The 23,500-nt window shown below is 44.0% G+C and carries 22 protein-coding genes and 2 pseudogenes; 18 read left to right on the top strand and 6 right to left on the bottom strand.

From position 1 onward, the window contains the following. Positions 1–3: 3 nt before the first annotated feature. Positions 4–213, top strand: coding sequence for an MbtH family protein (locus NZD81_RS16170; protein WP_014665214.1), 210 nt, complete (start codon positions 4–6; stop codon positions 211–213). A 37-nt stretch (positions 214–250) separates the two neighbouring features. On the opposite strand, the gene NZD81_RS16175 is transcribed toward NZD81_RS16170, so the two are convergent. From NZD81_RS16175 to adeR, 3 genes and pseudogenes are all read right to left on the bottom strand, one after another. Beyond that, a complete protein-coding gene (locus NZD81_RS16175) occupies positions 251–934 on the bottom strand; it encodes a YukJ family protein (RefSeq protein ID WP_282373294.1) in 684 nt (227 codons plus the stop codon). A gap of 111 nt (positions 935–1,045) precedes the next feature. Then, entirely contained in the window at positions 1,046–2,182 is a 1,137-nt protein-coding gene (gene ald / locus NZD81_RS16180; protein WP_014477847.1) for an alanine dehydrogenase, read from the bottom strand. Positions 2,183–2,283: 101 nt separating this feature from the next. After that, positions 2,284–3,553, bottom strand: a pseudogene (adeR, locus tag NZD81_RS16185) (sporulation transcriptional activator AdeR). 509 nt (positions 3,554–4,062) lie between these two features. Between adeR and NZD81_RS16190 the strand changes: the two are divergent. The 9 genes from NZD81_RS16190 (at position 4,063) to NZD81_RS16230 (ending at position 16,218) form a co-directional block, all read left to right on the top strand. Continuing rightward, positions 4,063–4,356, top strand: a complete 294-nt coding sequence (locus NZD81_RS16190; RefSeq protein WP_003220661.1) for a WXG100 family type VII secretion target — start codon at positions 4,063–4,065, stop codon at positions 4,354–4,356. Between the two features lie 69 nt (positions 4,357–4,425). Beyond that, positions 4,426–4,665 (top strand): ESX secretion system protein YukD, encoded by a 240-nt coding sequence (yukD, locus tag NZD81_RS16195; RefSeq protein ID WP_003228763.1) that lies wholly within the window; start codon positions 4,426–4,428, stop codon positions 4,663–4,665. A gap of 14 nt (positions 4,666–4,679) precedes the next feature. Continuing rightward, positions 4,680–6,026: a type VII secretion protein EssB gene (gene essB / locus NZD81_RS16200; protein WP_289860982.1), complete on the top strand. Its 1,347-nt coding sequence runs from the start codon at positions 4,680–4,682 to the stop codon at positions 6,024–6,026. Between the two features lie 60 nt (positions 6,027–6,086). Further along, positions 6,087–10,574, top strand: coding sequence for a type VII secretion protein EssC (gene essC / locus NZD81_RS16205; protein ID WP_289860983.1), 4,488 nt, complete (start codon positions 6,087–6,089; stop codon positions 10,572–10,574). Then, a complete protein-coding gene (gene esaA, locus NZD81_RS16210; protein WP_282373291.1) occupies positions 10,571–13,795 on the top strand; it encodes a type VII secretion protein EsaA in 3,225 nt (1,074 codons plus the stop codon). Before essC ends, esaA begins: the two co-directional genes overlap by 4 nt. Positions 13,796–13,826: 31 nt before the next feature. Further along, entirely contained in the window at positions 13,827–14,282 is a 456-nt protein-coding gene (gene essA, locus NZD81_RS16215; protein WP_095432020.1) for a type VII secretion protein EssA, read from the top strand. Positions 14,283–14,344: 62 nt separating this feature from the next. Beyond that, positions 14,345–15,076 carry a (S)-benzoin forming benzil reductase gene (locus tag NZD81_RS16220; RefSeq protein ID WP_148343132.1) on the top strand — a complete coding sequence of 244 codons (732 nt, stop codon included), beginning with the start codon at positions 14,345–14,347 and terminating at the stop codon, positions 15,074–15,076. Positions 15,077–15,273: 197 nt separating this feature from the next. Next, positions 15,274–15,804, top strand: coding sequence for an HD domain-containing protein (locus NZD81_RS16225; RefSeq protein ID WP_003244444.1), 531 nt, complete (start codon positions 15,274–15,276; stop codon positions 15,802–15,804). A gap of 177 nt (positions 15,805–15,981) precedes the next feature. After that, a complete protein-coding gene (locus NZD81_RS16230; RefSeq protein ID WP_003220677.1) occupies positions 15,982–16,218 on the top strand; it encodes a YuzF family protein in 237 nt (78 codons plus the stop codon). A 40-nt stretch (positions 16,219–16,258) separates the two neighbouring features. On the opposite strand, the pseudogene NZD81_RS16235 reads toward NZD81_RS16230, so the two are convergent. Beyond that, positions 16,259–16,650: pseudogene (locus NZD81_RS16235) on the bottom strand (DUF2283 domain-containing protein). 114 nt (positions 16,651–16,764) lie between these two features. On the opposite strand from NZD81_RS16235, the gene NZD81_RS16240 reads away from it, so the two are divergent. The 7 genes from NZD81_RS16240 (at position 16,765) to pdeH (ending at position 22,447) form a co-directional block, all read left to right on the top strand. Next, positions 16,765–17,874 carry an AI-2E family transporter gene (locus NZD81_RS16240; protein ID WP_128422374.1) on the top strand — a complete coding sequence of 370 codons (1,110 nt, stop codon included), beginning with the start codon at positions 16,765–16,767 and terminating at the stop codon, positions 17,872–17,874. 59 nt (positions 17,875–17,933) lie between these two features. Next, complete coding sequence (locus NZD81_RS16245) at positions 17,934–18,155, top strand: spore germination protein (protein WP_014665199.1); 222 nt, start codon at positions 17,934–17,936, stop codon at positions 18,153–18,155. Between the two features lie 72 nt (positions 18,156–18,227). Further along, complete coding sequence (locus NZD81_RS16250) at positions 18,228–18,476, top strand: YueH family protein (protein ID WP_014665198.1); 249 nt, start codon at positions 18,228–18,230, stop codon at positions 18,474–18,476. A 71-nt stretch (positions 18,477–18,547) separates the two neighbouring features. Next, positions 18,548–18,946, top strand: a complete 399-nt coding sequence (locus NZD81_RS16255; RefSeq protein WP_071580796.1) for a YueI family protein — start codon at positions 18,548–18,550, stop codon at positions 18,944–18,946. A gap of 96 nt (positions 18,947–19,042) precedes the next feature. Next, a complete protein-coding gene (locus tag NZD81_RS16260) occupies positions 19,043–19,594 on the top strand; it encodes a cysteine hydrolase family protein (protein WP_014665196.1) in 552 nt (183 codons plus the stop codon). 15 nt (positions 19,595–19,609) lie between these two features. Further along, the gene (locus NZD81_RS16265; RefSeq protein WP_014665195.1) at positions 19,610–21,082 is read left to right on the top strand and encodes a nicotinate phosphoribosyltransferase; all 1,473 of its coding nucleotides are present in this window, start codon (positions 19,610–19,612) and stop codon (positions 21,080–21,082) included. A 135-nt stretch (positions 21,083–21,217) separates the two neighbouring features. Continuing rightward, entirely contained in the window at positions 21,218–22,447 is a 1,230-nt protein-coding gene (gene pdeH / locus NZD81_RS16270) for a cyclic di-GMP phosphodiesterase (protein ID WP_014665194.1), read from the top strand. Here the strand turns inward: pdeH and NZD81_RS16275 are convergent. Both NZD81_RS16275 and NZD81_RS16280 read right to left on the bottom strand, forming a co-directional pair. Then, the gene (locus tag NZD81_RS16275; RefSeq protein WP_014665193.1) at positions 22,423–22,791 is read right to left on the bottom strand and encodes a YuzC family spore coat inner layer protein; all 369 of its coding nucleotides are present in this window, start codon (positions 22,789–22,791) and stop codon (positions 22,423–22,425) included. The genes pdeH and NZD81_RS16275 overlap by 25 nt on opposite strands. A 114-nt stretch (positions 22,792–22,905) precedes the next feature. Beyond that, complete coding sequence (locus NZD81_RS16280; protein ID WP_128422565.1) at positions 22,906–23,031, bottom strand: hypothetical protein; 126 nt, start codon at positions 23,029–23,031, stop codon at positions 22,906–22,908. Positions 23,032–23,252: 221 nt separating this feature from the next. On the opposite strand from NZD81_RS16280, the gene degQ reads away from it, so the two are divergent. Continuing rightward, positions 23,253–23,393, top strand: coding sequence for a degradation enzyme regulation protein DegQ (gene degQ, locus NZD81_RS16285; protein WP_003220708.1), 141 nt, complete (start codon positions 23,253–23,255; stop codon positions 23,391–23,393). Positions 23,394–23,500: the final 107 nt, after the last annotated feature.

Raw genomic sequence — 23,500 nt, forward strand, 5'->3', positions numbered from 1 at the left:
TAGATGGCAAATCCTTTTGAAAATGCGGATGGCACCTATTTGGTGCTGATCAATGAAGAAGGCCAATATTCCCTATGGCCCGGTTTTATAGATGTGCCGAGCGGCTGGACAGTCGTTCATGAACAAAAAGGGCGTGAAGCCTGTTTGGACTATATCCAATCACATTGGAGAGACATGAGGCCAAACAGCCTAAAGACTGTTGAAAATGTGTAATCGCATAAAAAGAGACTGCGGCAAGCAGTCTCTTTTTCTATTTTTGCGCAGACGTTTGGGTATGATCACAATCTCTGACCGGGTTTCCGTTTTCATCTGTACACCAAGATTGGGATAAAAACGCTAAAAACACAGCGGCCCACTGATCGGCAAACTGAATCAGAATGCCCCCGTCATGCCAAGAACCGTTGTCTTTTTTCCAGCGGGTATCCATTGCATTCCCTTGATTCATATGGATATTGTGCATGCCGTTGGTCGGGGTAAAGCCGAATATTTTATCTGCAGCCTGTTCAGGTCCGAATTTGGAACCGAATATATAAACCGGCGCTTTCTCATCTTGCGCTTTCTTCATATACGTTTCAATAAAATCATTTAAATCATTATCAGGCCCCGTGATTTCATGCGGCAAAGGCTTCATTTCTCCTGGGCCAAACAAATTGCCCCGCACGTAATCAAGCGCCACTTCACGGTTTGCCTCATTGATCCTTGTATATCCATACGGCATGTTCGGAAGGATGGTAATCGAGCTCGAATCAAACTGATCGTCAGCCAAATACAATACTTCAGATTCCTCAGAACTGGACATCACATTGATGGCGCACCTGTAATACGTATTCTCTTCACCGAGCACTTTGACTTGGAAATGAGGACTGTCATCATCTGTTTCCCGCTTCATGTCTAAGACAATGCCTTTTAACACGCCATATTGCTGAACAGCCATATGAATCCTCCTTTATGATCAACTTCATAATCATAATTCGTGAAATGATCTCTTTTTCCTTTTAAAAGATAAAAAAAGCCTGCAGAAATCTTTCTGCAAGCTCAATGTGAATTAAGCGCCCGCCACAGATGATTCATCCTGTAAAGCTTTCTCGGCAGGAACATATTCATAGCCTAGATCCCTCGCTACAGCTTCATAAGTTACGTGTCCGTTTGCGGTGTTTAAACCCGCTCTCAGTGCCGCATTGTCTGCGAGCGCTTTTGCTGCCCCTTTGTTCGCGATTTGCAGCGCGTATGGAACTGTAACATTAGTCAGAGCGATTGTTGATGTGCGAGGAACAGCGCCCGGCATGTTCGCTACAGCATAGTGCACAACACCGTGTTTTTCATATGTCGGCTGGTCATGTGTAGTGATATGGTCGACCGTTTCGACGATGCCGCCTTGGTCGATTGCTACATCAACAATGACTGAACCAGGTTTCATTTGTTTTACCATTTCCTCAGTCACAAGAGTCGGAGCTTTAGCACCCGGAATTAATACTGCGCAAATGAGAAGATCCGCTTCCGCCACAGCATCAGCAATATTGACCGGATTAGAAATTAACGTTTTAATTTGATGGCCGAAGATGTCATCAAGCTGGCGCAGGCGGTCTGCGTTTAAGTCAATGATCGTCACATCTGCACCGAGTCCGACAGCCATTTTCGCCGCGTTTGTCCCGACCACGCCTCCTCCGATAATCGTTACTTTTCCGCGAGAAACGCCTGGCACCCCGGCAAGCAAAATGCCTTTTCCGCCTTTAGGTTTTTCTAAGAATTGAGCTCCGATTTGCGCTGCCATTCTGCCCGCAACCTCGGACATTGGCGTGAGAAGAGGCAATGTCCGGCCTTCACTAACCGTTTCATATGCGATGGCAGTTACTCCTTTATCCTTCAAGGCCTGTGCAAGCTCAGGCTCAGCTGCTAAATGAAGATACGTAAACAGCACAAGACCTTTGCGGAAATAAACATATTCTTCCGGCAGCGGTTCTTTTACCTTCATGACCATTTCGGCGTCCCAGACCTGTTTCGGATCAGCAATGATTTCCGCTCCTGCTGACTCATAGGCTTCATTTTCAAATCCGCTTCCAAGGCCCGCGCCTGTTTCAACCAGCACTCGGTGGCCGTTTGAAATGAGCTGTGAAACGCCTCCAGGTGTTAAAGCGACACGGTTTTCATTGTTTTTTATCTCTTTAGGAACCCCTATGATCATATCTGTCTCCTCCTGTATCTGTGATATTTTTAGTGTAGCTCGATATTTTGGAAAATTCTTTGTTTGATTAAGAAAATAAAAAAACATGGATTTGTGAAATTTCACAAATCCATGTGCCGAAGTTTAATATCTAAATAGATGGTGAATTTTTGATTCACATTTTTTAAATCAATTTCAGCGATTTGGCTGATTCGCTTGAGGCGGTAATTCAGCGTATTAACGTGTATATTTAACAGCTTGGAAGCCGTATTCACGTTACTGTCTGCTTCAATAAAGCGCTCTAGCGTCTCTACCAGATTTGACTGGTGATCACGGTCATATTGTTCCAGTTTGGAAAGCGAGTAATTATCATAGCCCGCCAGTTTCCGTTTTTCATATAAGACATCTAAGTATTGATAAATGCCTAACTCAGAAAAGCTGAAAAGATGTTTGGTCTCTTCTGCGAACCGTTCCTTCGCTTTTAAGACGGACAATGCCTCCTGATAGGAGCGGGAGACAAAAGAAATAGAGCTGTATATTCCGCCGAAAGCGATAGAAACGTCTTCTATTTTATACCGCTCCTTCAGCTGTTTTTGCGTACTGAAAGCAAACTGTTTTAAATCTTGAAAAGGATGATCTGTTTTGGGTGCGGTTAATATAATCAGTTCATTAGAATCTACGGTCGCCAGCAACACGTAAACCTGCTGGGTCGTTTCCTGTAAATATTGCAGCTGCTGTTCGATTTTTTCAGTCAGCTCACCGTTTATGCGGATGATCATAACGGAAAATTCTGAAGGAGCGGCCATTCCAAGCTTATGGAACCCATCCGCCATGTCGTCCTCCTGATGGATGTGTCCAGTAAGCATTTTCCAGAAAAATTCTTGGCTGCGTTCTTCATTTTTTGTTTTTCTGATTTGAAGTTTAAGAAGTTTGTTTCTCACTGCTTTTGCCGCCATTTGCAATGTCATCAGGTCATCATCAGACAATGTTTTTTGGATCTCAAGCGCCCATATGAAGCCAAGCACTTGGTTGTTTTTCCAAATCGAAATAGCGACGCGATTGCTCAGCCCTACTTCATCGATTTGCTTGACTCTGATCGGCTGGTCCGTTTTTAAGAGAGCAGGAATTGTTCCGTCTTTCCACAGCTTGTTAATCACCTTCTCCGGTACCCTTCTGCCAATAATGGTAGACGTCCGGGCAGGGTCTGTGCAGTCGCTGTGTGTACTGTAGGCAAGCAGCTTGTGGTTAACATCCTCTATGGTGATCGGGCACCGCAGAACGTCGCTGATATGATCAGCCACATCTTCAAGTCTGTCAAAACTATATTTAAACGGATCATTCGGCATGGTCATAAATCTCCCTACTTTTTCGTGCTTGATTTCTCTTTGACATCTCATCCCCTTCCTTTTATTATGATTGTTGTTGTTTGTGAAAATCAACAACAAAGAAAAACACTTACATGAGAGAAACGTTCTATATACATGTGGCGGTGAATCGCCTTTTTAAAATACAGTTGTATGCCTTATATGATACGAAAGCTTATCCTATTAATCTTCTAAGAGAGTCATCGGAGGCGGGACTGATTAAGGAAAGAAAAAACTGAACCTTTCAGAAATGGTGCTGTAGCATCAAATATTCTGAAAGGTTTTTTTTGGGAGTTGGAGAATCATTTGGGTCTTTTGGATTATTCGAAGGATGAAAAGAAGATTAAGAAAATAAACCTATTTACTTTACAATATATGTTATTTTTAAGTGGTTCGAGGTAAACCATTGGACTCATTTTGTAAAATTAAAACATATTTGTTTGACTATGCCGAAAAACTGTTTTTATAATAATGACGTTCTAAAAATAAGTGAATTAGCCCATATTTAGGCTGATGGCACAGGAGGTAATGAGGAATATGGCAGGATTAATTCGTGTCACACCCGAAGAGCTAAGAGCGATGGCGAAGCAATACGGCGTTGAAAGCCAAGAAGTATTAAATCAGGTTGATCGTTTAAACCGAATGATCTCTGATTTGAAAAGCATGTGGGAAGGTGCTTCAAGCGAAGCGTTCGCAGATCAATACGAGCAGCTCAAACCTTCATTTATCAAAATGTCAGATTTGCTTCAAGATGTGAATCAGCAGCTTGATCAAACAGCAAATACACTTGAGTCTACTGACCAAGACATCGCAAATCAAATCCGCGGATAACAGTATGAAAGGGAAGGAGCGCCTGATTCAGAAGAAGACGGCGCTCTTTCTATGTAAGGGTGATCCTAAATGTATATTGATATTACTATAGATTTGAAACATTATAACGGCAGTGTCTTTGATCTCAGATTGTCAGATTACCACCCGGTGAAAAAAGTAATTGATATTGCTTGGCAGGCCCAAAGCGTATCTATGCCTCCGCGCGAAGGGCACTGGATCAGAGTGGTTAACAAGGATAAGGTGTTTTCCGGAGAATGCAAGCTGTCTGATTGCGGCATTACAAACGGAGACCGGCTTGAAATATTATGAAAGGATCTGGTTGAATGTCAGGTAAACAAAAATCGTATTTAGAAAACCAATTAGAAGCCGTTGCCGAGAAAACAGATGCCGGCTATACATTTACCTTTCAGCGGGAAAAAATAAAGCTTCTGGACGGTCTTGAAGCTAATGTGATCAAAGATGTAAATCCATTTTTTCATAAAGAGATCGACGTGACAGATGATGAGGTCATCATCACAATCCAACCTCCCTCCTCCTATAAAGCATTCCGCTTCATGAAAGCTAAGGATAAAAAAAGCAAATGGCAGTTTGCCTATCAGCTTGTTCAAGCCGTGCAGCAGCACAATTTGTCGAGGCTGAATGTGATTGTCGCTCCGGAAAACATTGTATTCGATAAAGGGCTGACGCCTTATTTTCTCCATTATGGAGTAAAGGAAAGCATCCCTCCTTACGAGCATGATGAGGAAAGAGTGTGGCGGGAGCTGAAAGCGGCAGCGGCTTTGGCGGTTGACGGCGCTTTTGCATTTGAAGACTATCTGAAATTCAATGAAACGATGACGTTCTCCCCAGAGGCTAAAGCGATATTGGATGCGGAATCCTATGATGGCCTGCTTGAGCTGATTCAAACCCATATTGATGAGCTCGAAGCCAAAGCCAAAACATACATACATATCCCGAGAAAGAAGTGGAACATCCAGCGATATATCGGCCTGGGGCTCATTGTTTTGCTTGTACCGGCCCTTATTTACTCGATGTACGCCTTATTTTTCGCGCAGCCAAAGCACCAGGCAATAGTGGACAGCAACCGCGCTTTCTTAAACAAGCAGTACAGTGAAGTCATCAGCACATTGTCCAAGTACGATGCGGAAAGCCTGCCTGAATCAGTGCAGTATCAGCTAGCGACGTCTTATGTTGAGGTCGAAAATCTGGGGAGTGCAAAAACTAAAAATATAGAAAATAATTTAGTCACCCTTCAATCGGACCCTCAGCATTTCTTGTACTGGATTGATTATGGTCGAGGAGAATACAAAGAAGCGATCAGTATCGGCCGTAAGCTTGAATACAATGATTATATTTACTTTGCCCTTGCTAAATACAAACAGCAGCTTTTATCTGAGGATACAAATGATGAAGACATACAGAAAGAACTTGATCCAGTAAATAGTGAACTTGAAAAAGCGCAAAAAGAACGTCAAGACAATAAACAGTCTAATTCTGATACATCATTAGTCGATACTAGCGAAGAACAGACACAAACAGACGAAGAAAAACAACAAGCGGAAGAAAAAGCCGCAGCAGAGGAAAAAGCGAAAAAAGAAGAACAGAAGAAAAAAGAAGAACAAGAGAAAAAAGAAACAGAAAAGAAAGATGAGAAAAAAGATGACAAATAACGTGAGACATGAATCGCAGGTCATCGCATGTTGCTATTCGGCCGTTAGGGGGTTCGCCATTTGAGTCTATTATGGGTTTTTTACCAAAATAACGTTCAAAAATTAAATCTGTCTAACCTCCCGTCGTCTCATCCGGTGACCATTGGGCCTGATGTGAAAGATTCCGTTACGATCAGCGCCATTCCATTTAATAGCGGAGTCATTTCTCTTCAAAGAAAGGAATCCGGCGGCCAATACGAAGTTTTCCTGGGAAATGATTGTCTCGGCATGATTGAGACGGATACATCATTTACTCTTCAAACGGATCAGCAGGATATACGCTTGATATTGACGGGCAGTGAACCTGAGAAATCTGTTTATTTTACGGGAAACCGGGATGAAATTGTATGTTCCTCAGAAAAAACGAATGCAGATATTTATCTGAATCCGCAAGATTTTGCATTTGCAGAACAAAGCACGTTTTCTTTGCTTCGTGCCGGCGACAACTGGTCGGTTCGCCCTGAAAGCGGAACGATCTTCTTGAACGGAGAGAAGATCAACGCCAATACGCCGCTCAAGCCGGGGGATGAAATCTTCTGGAACTTCACGCAAATGAGTGTGACAGAACAAGACCTTTTAGAAATCGTTCATTTTGCCCAGTTTGAAACAGCGTTAACAGAAACAGTCAAACCGAGTACAGAGATGCAGAAAAAATATCCGCAGTACAGAAGAACACCGCGGATGGTGTACGATCTGCCGGATGACCGCGTTTCCTTTAGTTTTCCCTCTCAGGAGAGCGATCAAACCAACAGAGGGCTGTGGCTCGTCATCCTGCCTCCGCTTGTGATGCTGATCGTGATGGGCGTAGTCGCCATCATCCAGCCGCGCGGCATATTTATACTTGTTTCTTTGGCGATGTTTATGATGACTCTCATTACCTCGACAGTGCAATATTTCCGGGATAAGAATCAGCGGAAAAAACGCGAGGAAAAACGGGAGCGTGTATATAAGCTTTACTTAGACAATAAACGGAAAGAGCTTCAGGCACTTGCTGAGAAGCAAAAGCAGGTTCTTGAATTTCACTTTCCTTCATTTGAAAAAATGAAATACTTAACAAGTGAAATCAGTGACCGAATCTGGGAAAAATCACTTGAAAGCAAGGATTATCTTCAGCTGCGGCTTGGGACGGGAACAGTCCCCTCGAGTTATGAAATCAATATGAGCGGCGGAGACTTGGCGAATCGTGATATCGATGACCTCATGGAGAAGTCGCAGCACATGCAGCGTGTCTATAAGGACATCCGCAATGCGCCGGTTACGGTCGATTTGGCGGAAGGTCCGATGGGGCTTGTCGGTAAATCCCAAATTGTGAAAAATGAGATTCACCAGCTGATCGGACAGCTGTCGTTCTTTAACAGCTATCACGATTTGCGTTTCGTTTTTATTTTTCATGAAGAAGAGTATAAAGACTGGGAGTGGATGAAGTGGCTTCCGCAATTTCAAATGCCCCATATTTATGCAAAAGGATTTATTTATAATGAGCAAACGCGAGATCAGCTTCTGTCTTCGCTTTACGAATTGATCAGAGAGCGCGATCTCGAAGATGACAAAGAAAAACTGCAGTTCAAACCGCATTTTGTATTTGTTATCACGAATCAGCAGCTGATCTCTGAGCATGTCATTCTCGAATATTTAGAAGGACAGCATGAGCATCTGGGCATCTCGACAATTGTCGCTGCGGAAACAAAGGAGAGCCTGTCGGAAAACATTACAACCCTTGTCCGCTACATCAATGAGCATGAAGGCGACATTTTAATTCAAAAGAAAAAAGCGGTAAGAATCCCGTTCCGTCTCGATCATCATCAGCGTGAGGACAACGAACGGTTCTCACGCACGCTGCGGACGCTGAACCACCAGGTCGGCATCACAAATTCCATTCCGGAAACGGTATCGTTCCTGGAGCTTTTTCATGCGAAGGAAGTAAAAGAAATCGGCATTCAGCAAAGATGGCTGACGAGCGAATCGTCGAAGTCGCTGTCAGTGCCGATCGGCTATAAAGGGAAAGATGACATTGTGTATCTGAACCTTCACGAAAAAGCACACGGTCCGCACGGCTTGCTTGCCGGGACAACGGGATCTGGGAAAAGTGAATTTCTCCAGACCTACATTCTGTCACTTGCAGTGCATTTTCATCCGCACGAAGCGGCTTTCTTATTAATTGACTATAAGGGCGGAGGAATGGCGCAGCCGTTCCGCAACATTCCCCACCTCCTAGGCACGATCACTAATATTGAAGGAAGCAAAAACTTCAGTATGCGTGCGCTTGCTTCCATTAAAAGCGAGCTGAAAAAAAGGCAGCGTCTGTTTGACCAGTATCAAGTCAATCACATCAATGACTATACAAAGCTGTACAAGCAGGGGAAAGCAGAAGTGGCGATGCCTCACTTGTTCTTAATCTCTGATGAGTTTGCCGAGCTGAAAAGCGAGGAGCCAGATTTTATCAGGGAGCTTGTCAGCGCCGCACGTATCGGGCGAAGCCTCGGCGTTCACTTGATTTTGGCGACACAGAAGCCAGGCGGCATCATCGACGACCAGATCTGGAGTAACTCGCGCTTTAAAGTAGCGCTCAAGGTCCAGGATGCCACCGACAGTAAAGAAATTTTGAAAAACAGCGATGCTGCAAACATAACCGTAACAGGCCGCGGCTATATGCAGGTCGGAAACAATGAAGTGTATGAGCTGTTCCAATCTGCATGGAGCGGGGCGCCTTACTTAGAGGAAGTCTACGGTACTGAGGATGAAATCGCGATCGTCACAGATACGGGTCTGATTCCGCTTTCTGAGGTTGATACCGAAGATATTGCGAAAAAAGACGTACATACTGAAATTGAAGCTGTCGTTGACGAAATTGAACGCATCCAAGATGAAATGGGAATCGAGAAGCTGCCAAGCCCTTGGCTGCCGCCGCTTGCGGAACGTATTCCGCGCACTCTTTTCCCTTCAGACGAAAAAGACCATTTCCACTTTGCATATGTCGATGAACCTGATTTGCAAAGACAGGCGCCGATTGCTTATAAGATGATGGAAGACGGAAATATCGGCATATTCGGCTCTTCGGGCTACGGAAAATCAATTGCAGCCGCGACGTTCCTGATGAGCTTTGCGGACGTGTACACACCTGAAGAGCTTCATGTCTATATCTTTGATTTCGGTAACGGAACGCTTCTGCCATTAGCGAAGCTCCCGCATACCGCGGATTACTTCCTGATGGACCAGTCAAGAAAAATTGAAAAGTTCATGATTCGAATCAAAGAAGAAATTGACCGACGTAAACGTCTGTTCAGGGAAAAAGAAATCAGCCACATCAAAATGTACAATGCGCTTAGCGAAGAAGAGCTTCCATTCATTTTCATCACCATTGACAACTTTGACATCGTCAAGGATGAGATGCATGAGCTTGAATCGGAATTTGTCCAGCTTTCCAGAGACGGACAGAGCTTAGGGATCTACTTCATGCTGACGGCAACGCGTGTTAATGCTGTCCGCCAGTCATTGTTAAATAACTTGAAAACAAAGGTTGTCCATTATCTCATGGATCAATCTGAGGGATATTCCATTTATGGCCGTCCGAAGTTCAATCTTGAGCCGATCCCGGGGCGCGTCATCATTCAAAAAGAAGAGCTTTATTTCGCGCAAATGTTCCTGCCTGTTGACGCTGATGATGATATCGGCATGTTCAATGGGCTGAAATCAGACGTTCAGAAACTTCAAGAGCGCTTTGCTTCAATGGAGCAGCCGGCACCGATTCCGATGCTGCCTGAGAGCTTGTCGACGAGAGAATTTTCTCTCCGCTTCAAGCTGGAACGCAAGCCTTTATCTGTACCGATCGGGCTTCATGAAGAAACAGTCAGCCCAGTCTATTTTGATTTGGGCAAGCATAAGCACTGCCTGATTTTAGGCCAGACTCAGCGCGGGAAAACAAACGTCCTAAAAGTCATGCTCGAACATCTGATTGATGATGAAACCGAAATGATCGGCCTGTTTGACTCGATTGACCGCGGCTTATCTCATTATGCGAAGGAATCAGATGTTTCATATTTGGAAACGAAAGAAGATATTGAACAGTGGATTGAAACAGCAGAAGACATTTTCAAAACAAGAGAAGCCATGTATGTAGAAGCCGTCCGCCAAGGAGACGCGCACAATCTGCGATTCTCACAAGTGGTGCTGATGATTGACGGGATAACGAGATTCCAGCAGACGATTGATACGAGAATACAAGACCGTCTCGCTAACTTCATGAAATCATACGCTCATCTTGGCTTCAGTTTTATCCCGGGTGGTAACCACAGCGAATTCTCAAAAGGCTATGACTCCTTGACGACTGAGATGAAGCAAATCCGCCACGCGATTCTGCTGATGAAAAAATCTGAGCAAAATGTCATTCCTCTCCCGTACCAAAGACAGGAGCCTGAGATTCAGCCGGGCTTCGGATATGTTGTGGAAAACGGGAAGGAGCAAAAAGTTCAAATTCCTTTATGTTCTGCTGAAAGGGAGAGTGCTAGATGACAGAACAACGAAAAAGCTTGATCAAGTTAATATCCGCCGTCATCATCATTTTGCTGCTGCCGGTTTTGTTTTTCCGATTTATCGGAGACGATCCGACGAAAAAAGCAGTCAATTCCACCCGGCAAATCGCGGTGGTGAATGAAGACACTGGCGTATTGAGTGATGAGGTAAAGTCTGATGAAGAGGACAAATCCGCCCAGTTCGGCAAGGAAGTAGCGGCTGTTCTGGGGGAACGTCCTGATTATTCGTGGACGGTCGTAAACCGAAGCGCGGCTGAGACCGGTCTCGCTTCAAAGAAATACGATGCGATCGTCTATATTCCCTCAGACTTCTCAAAAAACATTTTGAGCTATGACAAAGACCATCCACAAAAAGCAACGCTGGAATTCAGCATTCAAGATAATCTGAATGCGGTCAACAAAGAAAAAGTTCAGCGTGAGCTTGAGGATGCCCAAAAGACAATGAACAAAAAAATGTCGGCCTTATACTGGAACTTTGTGTCGCAAAAAGTGGACAACATCAGAGGAGAATTTGACAAAATCGTCAATAAAGAATCTGAATTCCAGAATGTCATGTACAACTTTTACAAACCAAGCTCTAATGATTTAGCAGGTGAAATCAAACAGCAAAAAGACTTAATCGATGAGCTGAAGAAATCAATGAATGAAGCGCAAGGCACGACAAAAGAAAAAGCTTCTACAGCGGAGGAAGCAAAAAACACGCTGAAAGAATTCATTGATACAGTTGAAAGATACAAAGAATATCAAGAGAATCAGAAAAAGCTGCTTTTGGCAGCCCAGGATTCAACACAGCAGCAAATCCGGACAGGCCTGGACGCCATCCAAGCTCAGCAAAAGGCGAATCAGTTCAGCGAACGCATGAGCGGATTGGCAACTGGGATCAGCCAAGCGAAGACACAGCTCGGACAAACCAGCAATGTGCTGGCAAACGCCCAGCAAATCAGGGAGGGCCAAGTGCCTCAGCAGGAACTTGGCATGGCGAAGATCCAAAGCGATTTAATCGATCAATATCAGGCCGCATCAAGACAGGCAGCACTAAATCAGGTTTATGAATTGCTTGTCCCGGCACGTCAGGCATTGACAGTTGCGAAAGGGGACGACCCAGTCATAGACGATGGTTCTGACAACAATGATAAAGATAAAGACCCGAAAGAAGAAGATCCTGAAGAACTGAAAATCGATCTTGAAAAACAGCGTGAAGAATTGAAAAATATCGCTGCTGATATTCAGGATATTTCAGATAACCTAAAGGAGCCTGAAAAAGAGGATCCAACACCGGAGGACCCGGGTACTGAACCAGACGATCCGCCTACTGATAATCCAGAAAAACCTGATGACGGGGGCAGTACAAAGCCTGATGATACACAGGGCGACACAGGGAACGATAATAACAGCAGTGATGCCGGTAATGACGGACAAACGGACGGCGGTACTCAGGATCAAGAGCAGCAGCAGGGAACAGACGGTCAGGAGCAGACCGGCGGTGCATCAGACAGCGGAAAAACTGAAACAGGCGCTTCTGCCGAACAGACTGCATCATCTGATTCAGCCCTTCAATTGATCAAGCTGGCAAATGAAGACGGAACCGGAGATTCAGGAGATACCGGTAGCGGCGGAGATACGACGGAGCCTGGGGACCAAGATCAACCAGGAAACGGCGACATTTCTGATATCGCCAAAGCAAAAGAACAGCTCAGCAAAGCGTCTGAGCGAATCAAGCAAATTGAAGAAGAGCTCAAGGAAAAAGAAACTGCCCATAATGAAGAGCTGAAAAAGAAGTTAGAGGAACTAAAAGAGCAAATGGACGGTCTCAATGATGAAATTGATGACCTGAAGGACAAAGTGAAAAAGCTCGAAGGTAAGCTTGAAAATCTCGAAGCGAAACGGAAACGGGAGTTTGAAGGGATTTACAGTGCGATTCGTGAGCTTGAAAATAAAGATCAGCTTCAATTCTCAGGAGAAATCAATACAGAAAGCATCTCCGCTTTAATGAGATACTATAAATATTTGTCTGTTTATGATTCTGTATTATCCGGTACGATAGACAGTGCTGCAAAAGCCGGCGCTATTAACGGCCAACAGAGCAACGTCAATTCCGTACTCGCTCTCTCACCTGAAGAATCAGCCAGCTGGGAAGCTCTCAAAAACAACACGATGCAAACTGATGAAGACATTAACAGCTTCATCGACGGAATGACCAAATTTGCGGACGACTACAGCGGCTATATCCGCGACTCTCAAGCAGGTGTTCTCGACGAACTGACGAACATCTCTGAAAGTGCCGCAAAAGCGACAGAACAGCTGGTAACGGGCGCAACGCAGGAATCTGCGACGTTCAGCAACGATGGACTGTCTGGCACAATGGCACTGAATGTCCAAGATACGGTCGGTCAGGAAGTGCTGCAAATGTCAGACATGATGGGTTCATTGTCTGATCGCCAGTCAGGCATCATTGATTACACAACCAATATGCAGCAAAGCGTCAATGATGTTCAAGCAAAAGCCGACACCTTAAACAACAACTGGGGGAAAAATGTCGCCTCCACGAAACTCGTGCGCAATGACGTATACGGCATACTCGGAAATACATTAGTAGACGGGCAAAACAATGGCTATGTGTATGATTACTTGGCGAATCCGCTTAAAATCAGCGGAGAGGTTCCGGAAGAGAAAACTCAGACGGTACCGCCGGTTGTCATCCTTGTCATTGTGATGATCAGCAGTCTGTTAATCGGCTATTTTAGCTCGTATTACCAAAACGCGCCGCTTCTCGTCAAAGGAGCGCTATTTGGAATTCTGAATATCCTTGTCGGACTCATGATCAGCTTGTTCGGTTTGAATATTTATTCACTGCCGGACGATCAGACGATTAAGTGGTCAGTGTTTACGATTCTATTGCTGGTCGCAAGCTCTGCCTTCATCCGGACGGCGTTCAGATTCGGATCGATCCCTGGATGGGTTGCTTCAGCGGCAATGATTCTATTCTATGTTGCACCGCTTATTGATTTGATCATGCCGAACTTTACATTTGAAGATCCGGTTTCGAAAGTATATATCGACATCCAGTACGGTACTGGGCACTTGTTTACAATGGGAATAACAGTTCTGCTAATCATTACGGTGATTGCCGCGGCTCTGCCGCTGATTATTCGGCTGATGGCTGAACACACAGCAGAAAGCGATGAAAAGTATGAAGCGTAATCGCAGCATGGAAAAGGGGATCATGATTTGTATGCTCTCCTTTTCCCTTTTCATACCCTCTGCCGCCGCTGCCCAAACCGAAGAAAATACAGATGTCGCCCCAAACCAGTATCAGAAAAAAGACATCGAAATTGATACGAATTATTTACATGAAGATACCTACTATGAAGAGAAAACAGAACTGCCTGAGGAACAGAAGGATATCTCTTTTGATAAACCGAAGGACAAGGACGCCGAGCTGATAAAAGGTTTGTTTACATCAACAAATGCCCAGGATTCCAACACGATTGCGGCCCAGTCCAAACAGCTTGGAATTACATTTGCTGAAAAGCCAATGACAAAGGCGTCATCAACGGAAACAGAGAATGAACAAGAAACATCATCATTGCTGCTGCCGATGATCTATGTCGTACTGATCCTGCTCGGAATTGCAGGTATCGTGTTCCTCATCCCAAAAGTCACAGCGCAGGAAAACAAGAAAGCATAGGCCGCGTGCTTGTGTTGTGTAAAAGCGGTGCCGTACAATAATAACGGAAAAGGAGGTTTCCAATGGAACTTTATATCATCACCGGAGCGTCAAAAGGGCTGGGTCAAGCAATTGCATCACATGCTTTAGAGAAGGGCCATGAAGTCCATGCCTTATCCAGAACGAAAGCGGATGTGTCTCACGAAAAACTGACGCAGCATCAAATAGACCTCATCAATCTTGAAGAAGCTGAACAGCAATTTGAAACATTGCTCTCATCCATCGATCCAGATCGTTATTCTGGTATTACCCTGATCAATAACGCTGGAATGGTAACGCCGATCAAACGCGCCGGCGAAGCGTCTCTTGACGAGCTTCAGCGGCATTATCAGCTGAACCTGACTGCACCCGTGCTTTTGAGTCAGCTGTTTACAAAACGGTTTGCTTCATACAGCGGCAAAAAGACGGTTGTCAACATTACATCAGGAGCCGCCAAAAATCCATATAAGGGATGGAGCGCGTATTGCAGTTCAAAAGCCGGACTCGATATGTTTACGAGAACATTCGGATTTGAACAGGAGGATGAAGAGCTGCCAGTGCACATGATTTCGTTTTCACCAGGTGTGATGGACACTGAGATGCAGGCCGTCATCCGTTCTTCATCGAAAAAGGATTTCCACCACATTGAACGGTTCCGGAAATTAAATGAAACAGGAAGCCTTCGCAGTCCGGACTTTATTGCCGGCACGCTGCTTTCTTTATTAGAAAAAGGGACGGAAAACGGAAGAATTTATGATATGAAAGAGTTTTTGTAGAGCAGATATTTTCTGCTCTTTTTTTTATAAAAAAAGGCTGCAGCCAGAGCATTTATTGAACAGCGGCATATACTGACTGAAACGCTGCTTTTAGGGTATAACAATGATGATAAGAAGATCAAAATGATGTGACATAAGAATTGAGTTTCTCTGCAAATTATGTTAGGATTCTAAAAATATCTAAAGGAGGGGTTTCCATGAGAAAGGTTACATTAATGGATGTTTTCACCCATCCAATTGCACAAAAATATCTTCAGCGTTCCGGCGTGGCACATGCGATTGCCTGCGCTTATCATGCATACAGGCTGTCTGTGAAGGCTGACATCAATCCTGATTTAGCAGCAAAAGCAGCACTGCTTCATGATATCGGCCATTATGAATGGTATACAGACGGAAAGTGGGATTATGAGAAATACAAAAGAAATGACATCCATGCCATTAAAGGGGCAGAACGGGCGCATAAGCTTCTGATTCGGCTTGGCGAGGAACCGAAAGCGGCAAAAGAGATTGCCCTAGCCATTTTGCTTCATACAGATTCCTATTTGCCTGAAGGCGAATTAGATAAAAACACGCTGCAGCAGATTGTCAAAAAAGCGGACGAACTGGATGAAGAACCGGGTGGCCACCATCATTACCGCCAAATTGATCCTTCAACCGCACGAAAAAAAATAGAAAAGCTGGACCAATTAATCGACCAAGCCCAGGCATCCGTGATAAAGCCTGTATAAGTACGGAACAGCGGCCAGCTTTCTTCGCTGTCTCCGCTTCATCGACACTTCCTTTACACCCGCTTCCAAACGTATTCTCCTAAAATCTCCGCACCCCTTTGTTTTATCAGGGAAGCCTGTGTCATTATCCATAAGCGCGGCATAAGCTGAGATAAAACACACAAAGGGGATAAAAGTATGGTCAACCAAGGTAGTCCGCAACTGGTCTCTTTAGTCGATCCTTATGTCTATCAGACCATTAAAAAGCTCATCGGCTCAAGGTTCGTTATACAGACAGTACGAGATACGGTCAGAGGCAGACTGATCGATGTAAAACCTGACCATATCACAATTGAAGGAGCCCGAAATTCTGTTTGTTTGATCAGAATCCAGCACATGATTTCCGTCACGCCAGATTACAGTGAGCGGGTCTAACAGTGCTTGCGCATGAAAAATAGGCGTACACCGGGACGTCCTATTTTTCAGTTAAGCGCTGTAAAAACGCCACTGGAATACATTGTTCCGTCAAGGTCAAAACCGGCAAATTCCTGATAGTCACCATCTAAAAAACAGAAAGTGACGCCGTACACCGTATAGCAGGAACAGACTGAAGCATGCTGGCAGACCCGAAATTGATAACCGTCTGAATCTTTTACATACAGCCGGGATTTCCCGGCAAATGGGGCACAGAGGCGTGCTGCCTCACCAAAACATTCGAATCTGGCGATTTTGCCGTCTTGGCTGATATCCAGCAGGAGACAATCATTGACTCTGAGCTCCGCAGTCCGTACATTCCTGTTCTTTTTTCAAAGGAAGAACATAGATATAAGCCAGTTCTGAATCTGTATCGTATGTCACGGCCTTCATCACCAACACTCCTCTCATTATATTAAGAGTTCTGATATGAGTTCATTTTTGTTACAATGATGGGGTATAAGTTCTTTTATCTGACAGACAAAGAAAAACTAGGAGGAACAAAGCTTGTTGAAATCAAAAGTCCATTTTTGGACATTGCAGATTTTATTTGTTTTGCTGATTATTTATGTAGCAACAAAAGTTTCATTTGTATTTCAGCCGTTCATTGTTTTTATCTCGACATTGTTTTTCCCGATGCTGATTGCGGGAATTTTGTATTTCATATTTAATCCGGTCGTCCGCCTGCTTGAGAAAAAAATTCCGCGGACATTATCCATTCTATTGATCTATTTACTGTTTATCGGTTTGCTTGCCTTCGTTTCAGCGTCAGTCGGGCCTGTCATCACATCCCAGGTGACCGGGCTGTTCAACAACCTTCCTGATTACATAAAACAGATTCAGGCGCTGACAAAGGACTTGTCTCATTCCCAATGGTTTACCTGGATGATGAATCAGGATTATGTATCAATATCAAAAATTGAACAGTCATTGACAAGCTTTCTCCAAAACCTGCCGCAAAATATCACGTCCAGTTTATCTGCGGTGTTTGGCGTCGTGACAAACATCACGCTTGTTATTATTACTGTTCCATTTATCCTTTTTTACATGCTGAAAGACGGACACCGCTTTCCGCATTTGGCGGTAAAAATTCTTCCGGCTTCTTATCGGACAGAAGGCTTAAAGATTTTTAAAGATTTATCAGATACGCTTGCGGCTTATTTCCAGGGACAGCTGTTAATCTGTCTTTTTGTCGGAACAGCGTGCTTTATCGGCTATTTAATTGCCGGACTGCCGTATGCCCTGATTCTTGGGATTGTTATGGCGATTACTAATATCATTCCTTATGTCGGGCCTTTTCTCGGTGCCGCGCCGGCTGTTATTGTCGGTTTTATGGACTCGCCGGCTAAAGCGCTGTTTGCGATTATTGTGGTTGTCATCGTTCAGCAGCTGGACGGAAACCTGCTGTCCCCTCTTGTAATCGGAAAACGGCTGAATACGCATCCGCTTACGATTATTTTGCTGTTAATCGGTGCGGGAAGCTTCGGCGGAATTCTCGGCATGATTTTAGCGGTGCCGGTTTATGCGGTAGTGAAGGCGTTCTTCCTGAATATTGTCCGCTTGATCAAACTGCGCCAGCGGTCACGCCTCGAAGAAAACGCAAAGTCCGCTGAATAGGCGGGCACCATTTGCGGCTCTTTGCATATGATGCTGTAAATCAATGCGGAGGTGGGGAAATGCCTGCGATTGTGGGGCCGATTTATATCATGTCAGTTTCGGGTAATGCTGCGGCAAGCTTTGGAGACGTATTTGCGATTTCGCCTAAAAGCGTCGCTCATTCAGGGGCGGGGTCAGGCGCATTTCAGCTTGGTGATTTTGTGAAGATTAACAACCAAACGAGTAAAACTCTCTTCAAAGATGCCGATATCATTGATGAAACAGTTTCGTTTAACGGGTAACAGCCTTTTCATAAAAGGCTGTTGCTTTTTTATTGTATAATATGGGTAGTCTTTGAATAGAGAGGTCATGTTATGAAAATCAGAAAAGCAAATATCAATACGCAAACCGAAATGATCACGGACGTGTATCTGCATGAAAACAGAAAAGAACTGCGCACGCTTGTAGCGGTCCCGCAGCTGGAGTGGAGCACGATCATTTCCTATGAAGAAGATAAAGCAACTCTGCCTGAACGGCTGGAAGCTTCGTTGCGCCGGCATACAGAGGAAGCCCCTGCTGGTGAGCTGGCCAAAAAAATCATTCATTGGGTAACAGAAATGTAAACCGCGTTTGAAAGTTTAGCTCCTGCCTGATCAGGTGATAATGAAAACAAACAAGACGGGAGGACAGGCTTTTGGGTGAAGATAAAATGGATCTCTATTTGCAGCAAGGAATGTATGGACCTTTGGAGACAAAGCCTGACGAGCGCCATTTGTTTTTAGGCTCTTTAAGAGAAAGAGTCGTTTTGGCATTGACGAAAGGACAAGTGCTTAGAAGCAAACCGTATAAAGAAGCGGAACACGAGCTGAAAAACAGCCATAACGTCACCCTTTTGATTAATGGAGAGCTTCAGTACCAGTCTTATTCTCCTTATATCCAAATGGCGAATCGATACAGAGTGCCCTTCAAGATTGTATCTGATCTTCAGTTTCATACGCCTTTAGGCCTCGTCATTGCGGCTGACATCGCTGTGAATCGTGAATTGATATATATTCAGGACGACATTTATAATCGGTCAGTGCTGAAATCTTAAGAGACAAACGGGCCGTTTGTCTTTTTATTCATGGCAATTCACTTACAACTGGAGATAAGATATAATGTTCTCATACTGATGGCGGGGAGGCCGGCTATGAAAAAAGCACTTATTTGTATTGATTATACGAATGATTTTGTGGCGAGTGACGGAAAATTGACCTGCGGGGAGCCCGGCAGAATGATTGAAGAGGCGATCGTCAATTTAACCGAAGAATTCATCACAAACGGTGATTATGTCGTATTAGCAGTAGATTCTCATGATGAAGGGGATCAATATCACCCCGAAACCCGTCTTTTTCCTCCGCATAATATAAAAGGCACGGAAGGAAAAGATCTGTACGGAAAGCTTTTGCCTCTATATCAGAAACATGAACATAAACCTAATGTTTACTACATGGAAAAAACGAGATATTCTGCTTTTGCGGGAACTGATTTAGAGCTCAAACTCAGAGAGCGGCAGATTGGCGAACTGCATCTTGCCGGTGTCTGCACAGATATTTGTGTGTTACATACGGCCGTTGACGCATACAACAAAGGTTTTCAGATTGTTGTGCATCAACAGGCTGTTGCCAGCTTTAATCAGGAGGGGCACGCATGGGCTCTTTCCCATTTTGCAAATAGCATCGGAGCGCAAGTGGCAGAGTAAGGAAGGGGAAAAACAGTGTTAGAGTACGGATTTAAAGATGACAGCCTGTCATTGCATACAGACCTTTATCAGATCAATATGGCGGAAACGTACTGGAGAGACGGCATTCATGAAAAGAAAGCGATTTTTGAGCTGTTTTTCAGAAGGCTTCCGTTTGAAAATGGCTATGCCGTATTTGCGGGCTTGGAAAAAGCCATAGAGTATCTGGAAAATTTCAAGTTTACGGATAGCGATTTGAGTTATTTACAAGATGAACTGGGGTACCAAGAAGATTTTATCGAATATTTGCGCGGCTTGACTTTTACAGGTTCACTTTACTCCATGAAAGAAGGAGAGCTTGTTTTTAATAATGAGCCGATTATGAGGGTGGAGGCGCCCTTGGTTGAAGCGCAGCTGATTGAAACGGCTCTGCTCAACATTGTGAACTATCAAACATTAATAGCAACAAAGGCTGCCCGGATTAAAGGCGTCATCGGTGATGAAGTTGCGCTTGAATTTGGAACAAGGCGGGCACATGAAATGGATGCGGCCATGTGGGGAGCGAGAGCAGCCTTAATCGGCGGCTTTAGCGCGACAAGCAATGTAAGAGCCGGAAAGCGCTTTAATATCCCGGTTTCCGGCACACATGCGCATGCGCTTGTGCAGGCTTACCGCGATGAATATACAGCCTTCAAAAAATACGCGGAAACGCATAAGGATTGCGTCTTTTTAGTCGACACGTATGATACGCTTCGTTCAGGCATGCCGAATGCGATTAGGGTTGCCAAGGAATTTGGCGACCGCATTAATTTCATTGGCATCCGCCTGGACAGCGGCGATTTGGCGTACCTGTCAAAAAAAGCCCGTAAAATGCTTGATGAAGCAGGATTTACAGATGCGAAGGTGATTGCTTCAAGCGATTTGGATGAGCACACCATTATGAATTTAAAGGCTCAGGGAGCGCGCATTGATGTCTGGGGTGTCGGTACGAAGCTGATCACTGCCTATGACCAGCCGGCTCTCGGCGCAGTTTATAAACTCGTTGCCATTGAGGAAGACGGGAAAATGGTCGACACGATCAAAATTTCATCCAATCCTGAAAAAGTGACGACACCGGGCAGAAAGAAAGTCTACCGAATTATCAATCAGTCCAACCATCATTCTGAAGGCGATTATATCGCGCTTTATGATGAGCAGGTGAATGATCAGAAGCGGCTCAGAATGTTCCATCCGGTTCATACATTCATCAGCAAATTTGTCACGAATTTTTATGCGAAGGATCTTCATGAGCTGATTTTTGAAAAGGGTATTCTTTGCTACCAAAACCCTGAGATTTCAGACATACAGCAGTATGTGCAGGATAACCTCAGCCTGCTTTGGGAGGAATATAAAAGAATCAGCAAGCCGGAGGAATACCCGGTTGATTTAAGCGAGGACTGCTGGAGCAATAAAATGCAGCGGATCCACGAAGTAAAAAGCAGAATTGAAGAAGAGCTTGAGGAAGAATAAATAAAAACTGGCCTTTCGTTCGCGAAGGGCCAGTTTTTTTATGAATATATTATTTTTCATGTTTAGACAATTTTCGTCAAAATATTTGATATACTTAGGGGTGAAAGCCGCGCGTATTGTAAGGGGGATTAATCAATGAGGGTGTTTGTTGCAAGACAGCCTATTTTTAATAGAAAAGAACAGGTTGTTGCTTATGAACTGCTGTATAGAGAAAGCGAAGAGAACGTATATAGCGCTAAAGACGGCGATCAGGCAACAACAGATTTGGTGATCAACAGCTTTTTAAACATCGGAATTGAGAAGCTGACGGAAGGAAAACGCTGTTTTGTTAATTTTACGGAAAGCCTGATGTTTTCGAATCTTCCCACCTCCTTCAATCCGAAACAGCTTGTCATTGAAATCCTTGAAGATATACCGATCACGCCGGCCCTCATTTCTAGATGCAAAGAATTGAAAAAAATGGGGTATATGCTGGCGCTCGATGATTTTTATGCAATAAACCCGCAAAATGAGGACTTATTGGAAAAGCTCATGAGCTATATTGATATATTGAAAATTGATTTTCTCAAAACAACACGAATGGAACGCAGAAAAATTTTGCAAACCTACAGCTGCAGCGGCTTAATTTTTTTAGCAGAAAAGGTAGAGACCCGAAAAGAATATAAACAGGCAGTTCAAGATGGCTTTCAATTATTCCAAGGCTACTTTTTCAGCGAGCCGCGCATCATCAGCGGGCATGACCTGTCGACTCATTTTTATTCTTACTATGAACTGCTTAACGAACTGAGCAAAGAGCAGCCTAACATAAAGCGTGTAACAGAGTACATAGAGCGGGATTTATCACTGTCCTATCAAATTTTAAAATTTTTAAACTCATCCCACAGCCGTTTGAGCCAGAAAATTGAAAGCATTCAGCAGGCCATTATGCTGCTTGGATTTAATGAAATCAAACGGTGGATCTATATTCTTTCCTTTAAGGATTTAAGCAGAAAAGGGCATTCCAGCAAGCACGAAATCATTAAGATTTCTTTGATAAGAGCAAAGCTTTGTGAGCTGCTGGCGAGGAAGGCATCCCGGCCGCAGCCTGCTTCTTATATGCTGATCGGAATGTTTTCTCTCATAGACACGCTCCTGCATAGAGAAATAGAGGAAATTGTACAAGAATTGCCTTTGAAAGATGAAGTCGGGCAAGCGTTATTAGGCCATCAAAACGACTACTACCAAATGCTTGAGCTTGTGAAATTAATTGAAAGCAACAACTGGGACACTTGCTCGGAATTAGGCAATCAACTGGACAAAGAAGAAGCGTATGAATGTTATCTTGAGGCTCTGGAATGGTGTCATAATCTTATGGACGCAAAATGATTGCGGTCCTCTGACCACCGCAAAGCAAGAATCATTCGGCTTTGCGTGCCGATAAGGCTGATATAGATGCCGTCGGGATTAAAGACCGTATCCACTTCATGCCGGACGCCCATTTGTTTAATCAGGCGCTTTATGGTTTGTTTATCGGACTGCTCGGCTGCGGTCAGAATGCGGCGCGAGAGCTCCCGCGAGCCCGCAATGCGGCTGAGCACCAGCTGAGCATCCGCAAAAATCCCTGCGGCCTGCTTCGCTGAACGGATAAAAGTATCTATATTGGAGGCAGGAGCGGGCGGACGGCGTATCTCATACGGATACACGTAAAACCAGGGATAACGATATCTCATGGGAGCACCTCACACAAAAGTGGTGTTTCTATATGTATAGATCCCCATTTGCTGAATATGACAAAGCGAAAAGACCACAACTTTAGCGTTGCGGTCTTTTTCGGTGTTTGTCGGTCAGGAAACGCCAAGAATCGCATATTCAATTTTGAAAATACGGTATGAAGGACTATAGTCTTGCTTAATAAAAATGTGAAACACGTTAAAATCAAGGGAATTAAGAATCTTTCTCAATTTGAGCAGAAATATCCGCTCTTGCCCATAGAAAAATAGTCCCGTTCTTGTTGTGATCTCTTTGAGTATAAGGACCTATTGATATTTGCGGTGTCACGCAGGATCTTTTTGCATACTTTTCGGTGAAAAATGAGCCGAAAGCAGATACACTATTAGTAACAGATCAAATACCTAGGACTCGTTCACCATACACAATTCATTGATCTTTCAAAAAAAGGAGTGTGGAAACGATGGAAAAGAAACTTGAAGAAGTAAAACAATTGTTATTCCGACTCGAACTTGATATTAAAGAAACGACAGATTCATTACGAAACATTAACAAAAGCATCGATCAACTCGATAAATACAATTATGCAATGAAAATTTCGTGAAAAAGACTTGGAAACAAGTCTTTTTTTTCGTTCTATCCATACAATTAATGGATAAAGTATTATATGATTGTTAAAAAACGAAAAACCTGCTGTCCTTTAAATGTTCC

It is taken from the genome of Bacillus sp. B.PNR1 (genome assembly GCF_030386235.1).
GTDB classification, from domain to species: Bacteria; Bacillota; Bacilli; order Bacillales; family Bacillaceae; genus Bacillus; species Bacillus stercoris.

Coding starts and splice junctions, on each gene's coding strand:
- NZD81_RS16175 (WP_282373294.1), bottom strand. CDS start 934: ATGGCTGTTCAGCAATATGGCGTGTTAAAAGGCATTGTCTTAGACATG.
- esaA (WP_282373291.1), top strand. CDS start 10,571: ATGACAGAACAACGAAAAAGCTTGATCAAGTTAATATCCGCCGTCATC.
- ald (WP_014477847.1), bottom strand. CDS start 2,182: ATGATCATAGGGGTTCCTAAAGAGATAAAAAACAATGAAAACCGTGTC.
- NZD81_RS16225 (WP_003244444.1), top strand. CDS start 15,274: ATGAGAAAGGTTACATTAATGGATGTTTTCACCCATCCAATTGCACAA.
- degQ (WP_003220708.1), top strand. CDS start 23,253: ATGGAAAAGAAACTTGAAGAAGTAAAACAATTGTTATTCCGACTCGAA.
- NZD81_RS16190 (WP_003220661.1), top strand. CDS start 4,063: ATGGCAGGATTAATTCGTGTCACACCCGAAGAGCTAAGAGCGATGGCG.
- NZD81_RS16260 (WP_014665196.1), top strand. CDS start 19,043: ATGAAAAAAGCACTTATTTGTATTGATTATACGAATGATTTTGTGGCG.
- NZD81_RS16230 (WP_003220677.1), top strand. CDS start 15,982: ATGGTCAACCAAGGTAGTCCGCAACTGGTCTCTTTAGTCGATCCTTAT.
- NZD81_RS16220 (WP_148343132.1), top strand. CDS start 14,345: ATGGAACTTTATATCATCACCGGAGCGTCAAAAGGGCTGGGTCAAGCA.
- NZD81_RS16275 (WP_014665193.1), bottom strand. CDS start 22,791: ATGAGATATCGTTATCCCTGGTTTTACGTGTATCCGTATGAGATACGC.
- NZD81_RS16250 (WP_014665198.1), top strand. CDS start 18,228: ATGAAAATCAGAAAAGCAAATATCAATACGCAAACCGAAATGATCACG.
- essB (WP_289860982.1), top strand. CDS start 4,680: ATGTCAGGTAAACAAAAATCGTATTTAGAAAACCAATTAGAAGCCGTT.
- pdeH (WP_014665194.1), top strand. CDS start 21,218: ATGAGGGTGTTTGTTGCAAGACAGCCTATTTTTAATAGAAAAGAACAG.
- yukD (WP_003228763.1), top strand. CDS start 4,426: ATGTATATTGATATTACTATAGATTTGAAACATTATAACGGCAGTGTC.
- NZD81_RS16170 (WP_014665214.1), top strand. CDS start 4: ATGGCAAATCCTTTTGAAAATGCGGATGGCACCTATTTGGTGCTGATC.
- essA (WP_095432020.1), top strand. CDS start 13,827: ATGCTCTCCTTTTCCCTTTTCATACCCTCTGCCGCCGCTGCCCAAACC.
- NZD81_RS16245 (WP_014665199.1), top strand. CDS start 17,934: ATGCCTGCGATTGTGGGGCCGATTTATATCATGTCAGTTTCGGGTAAT.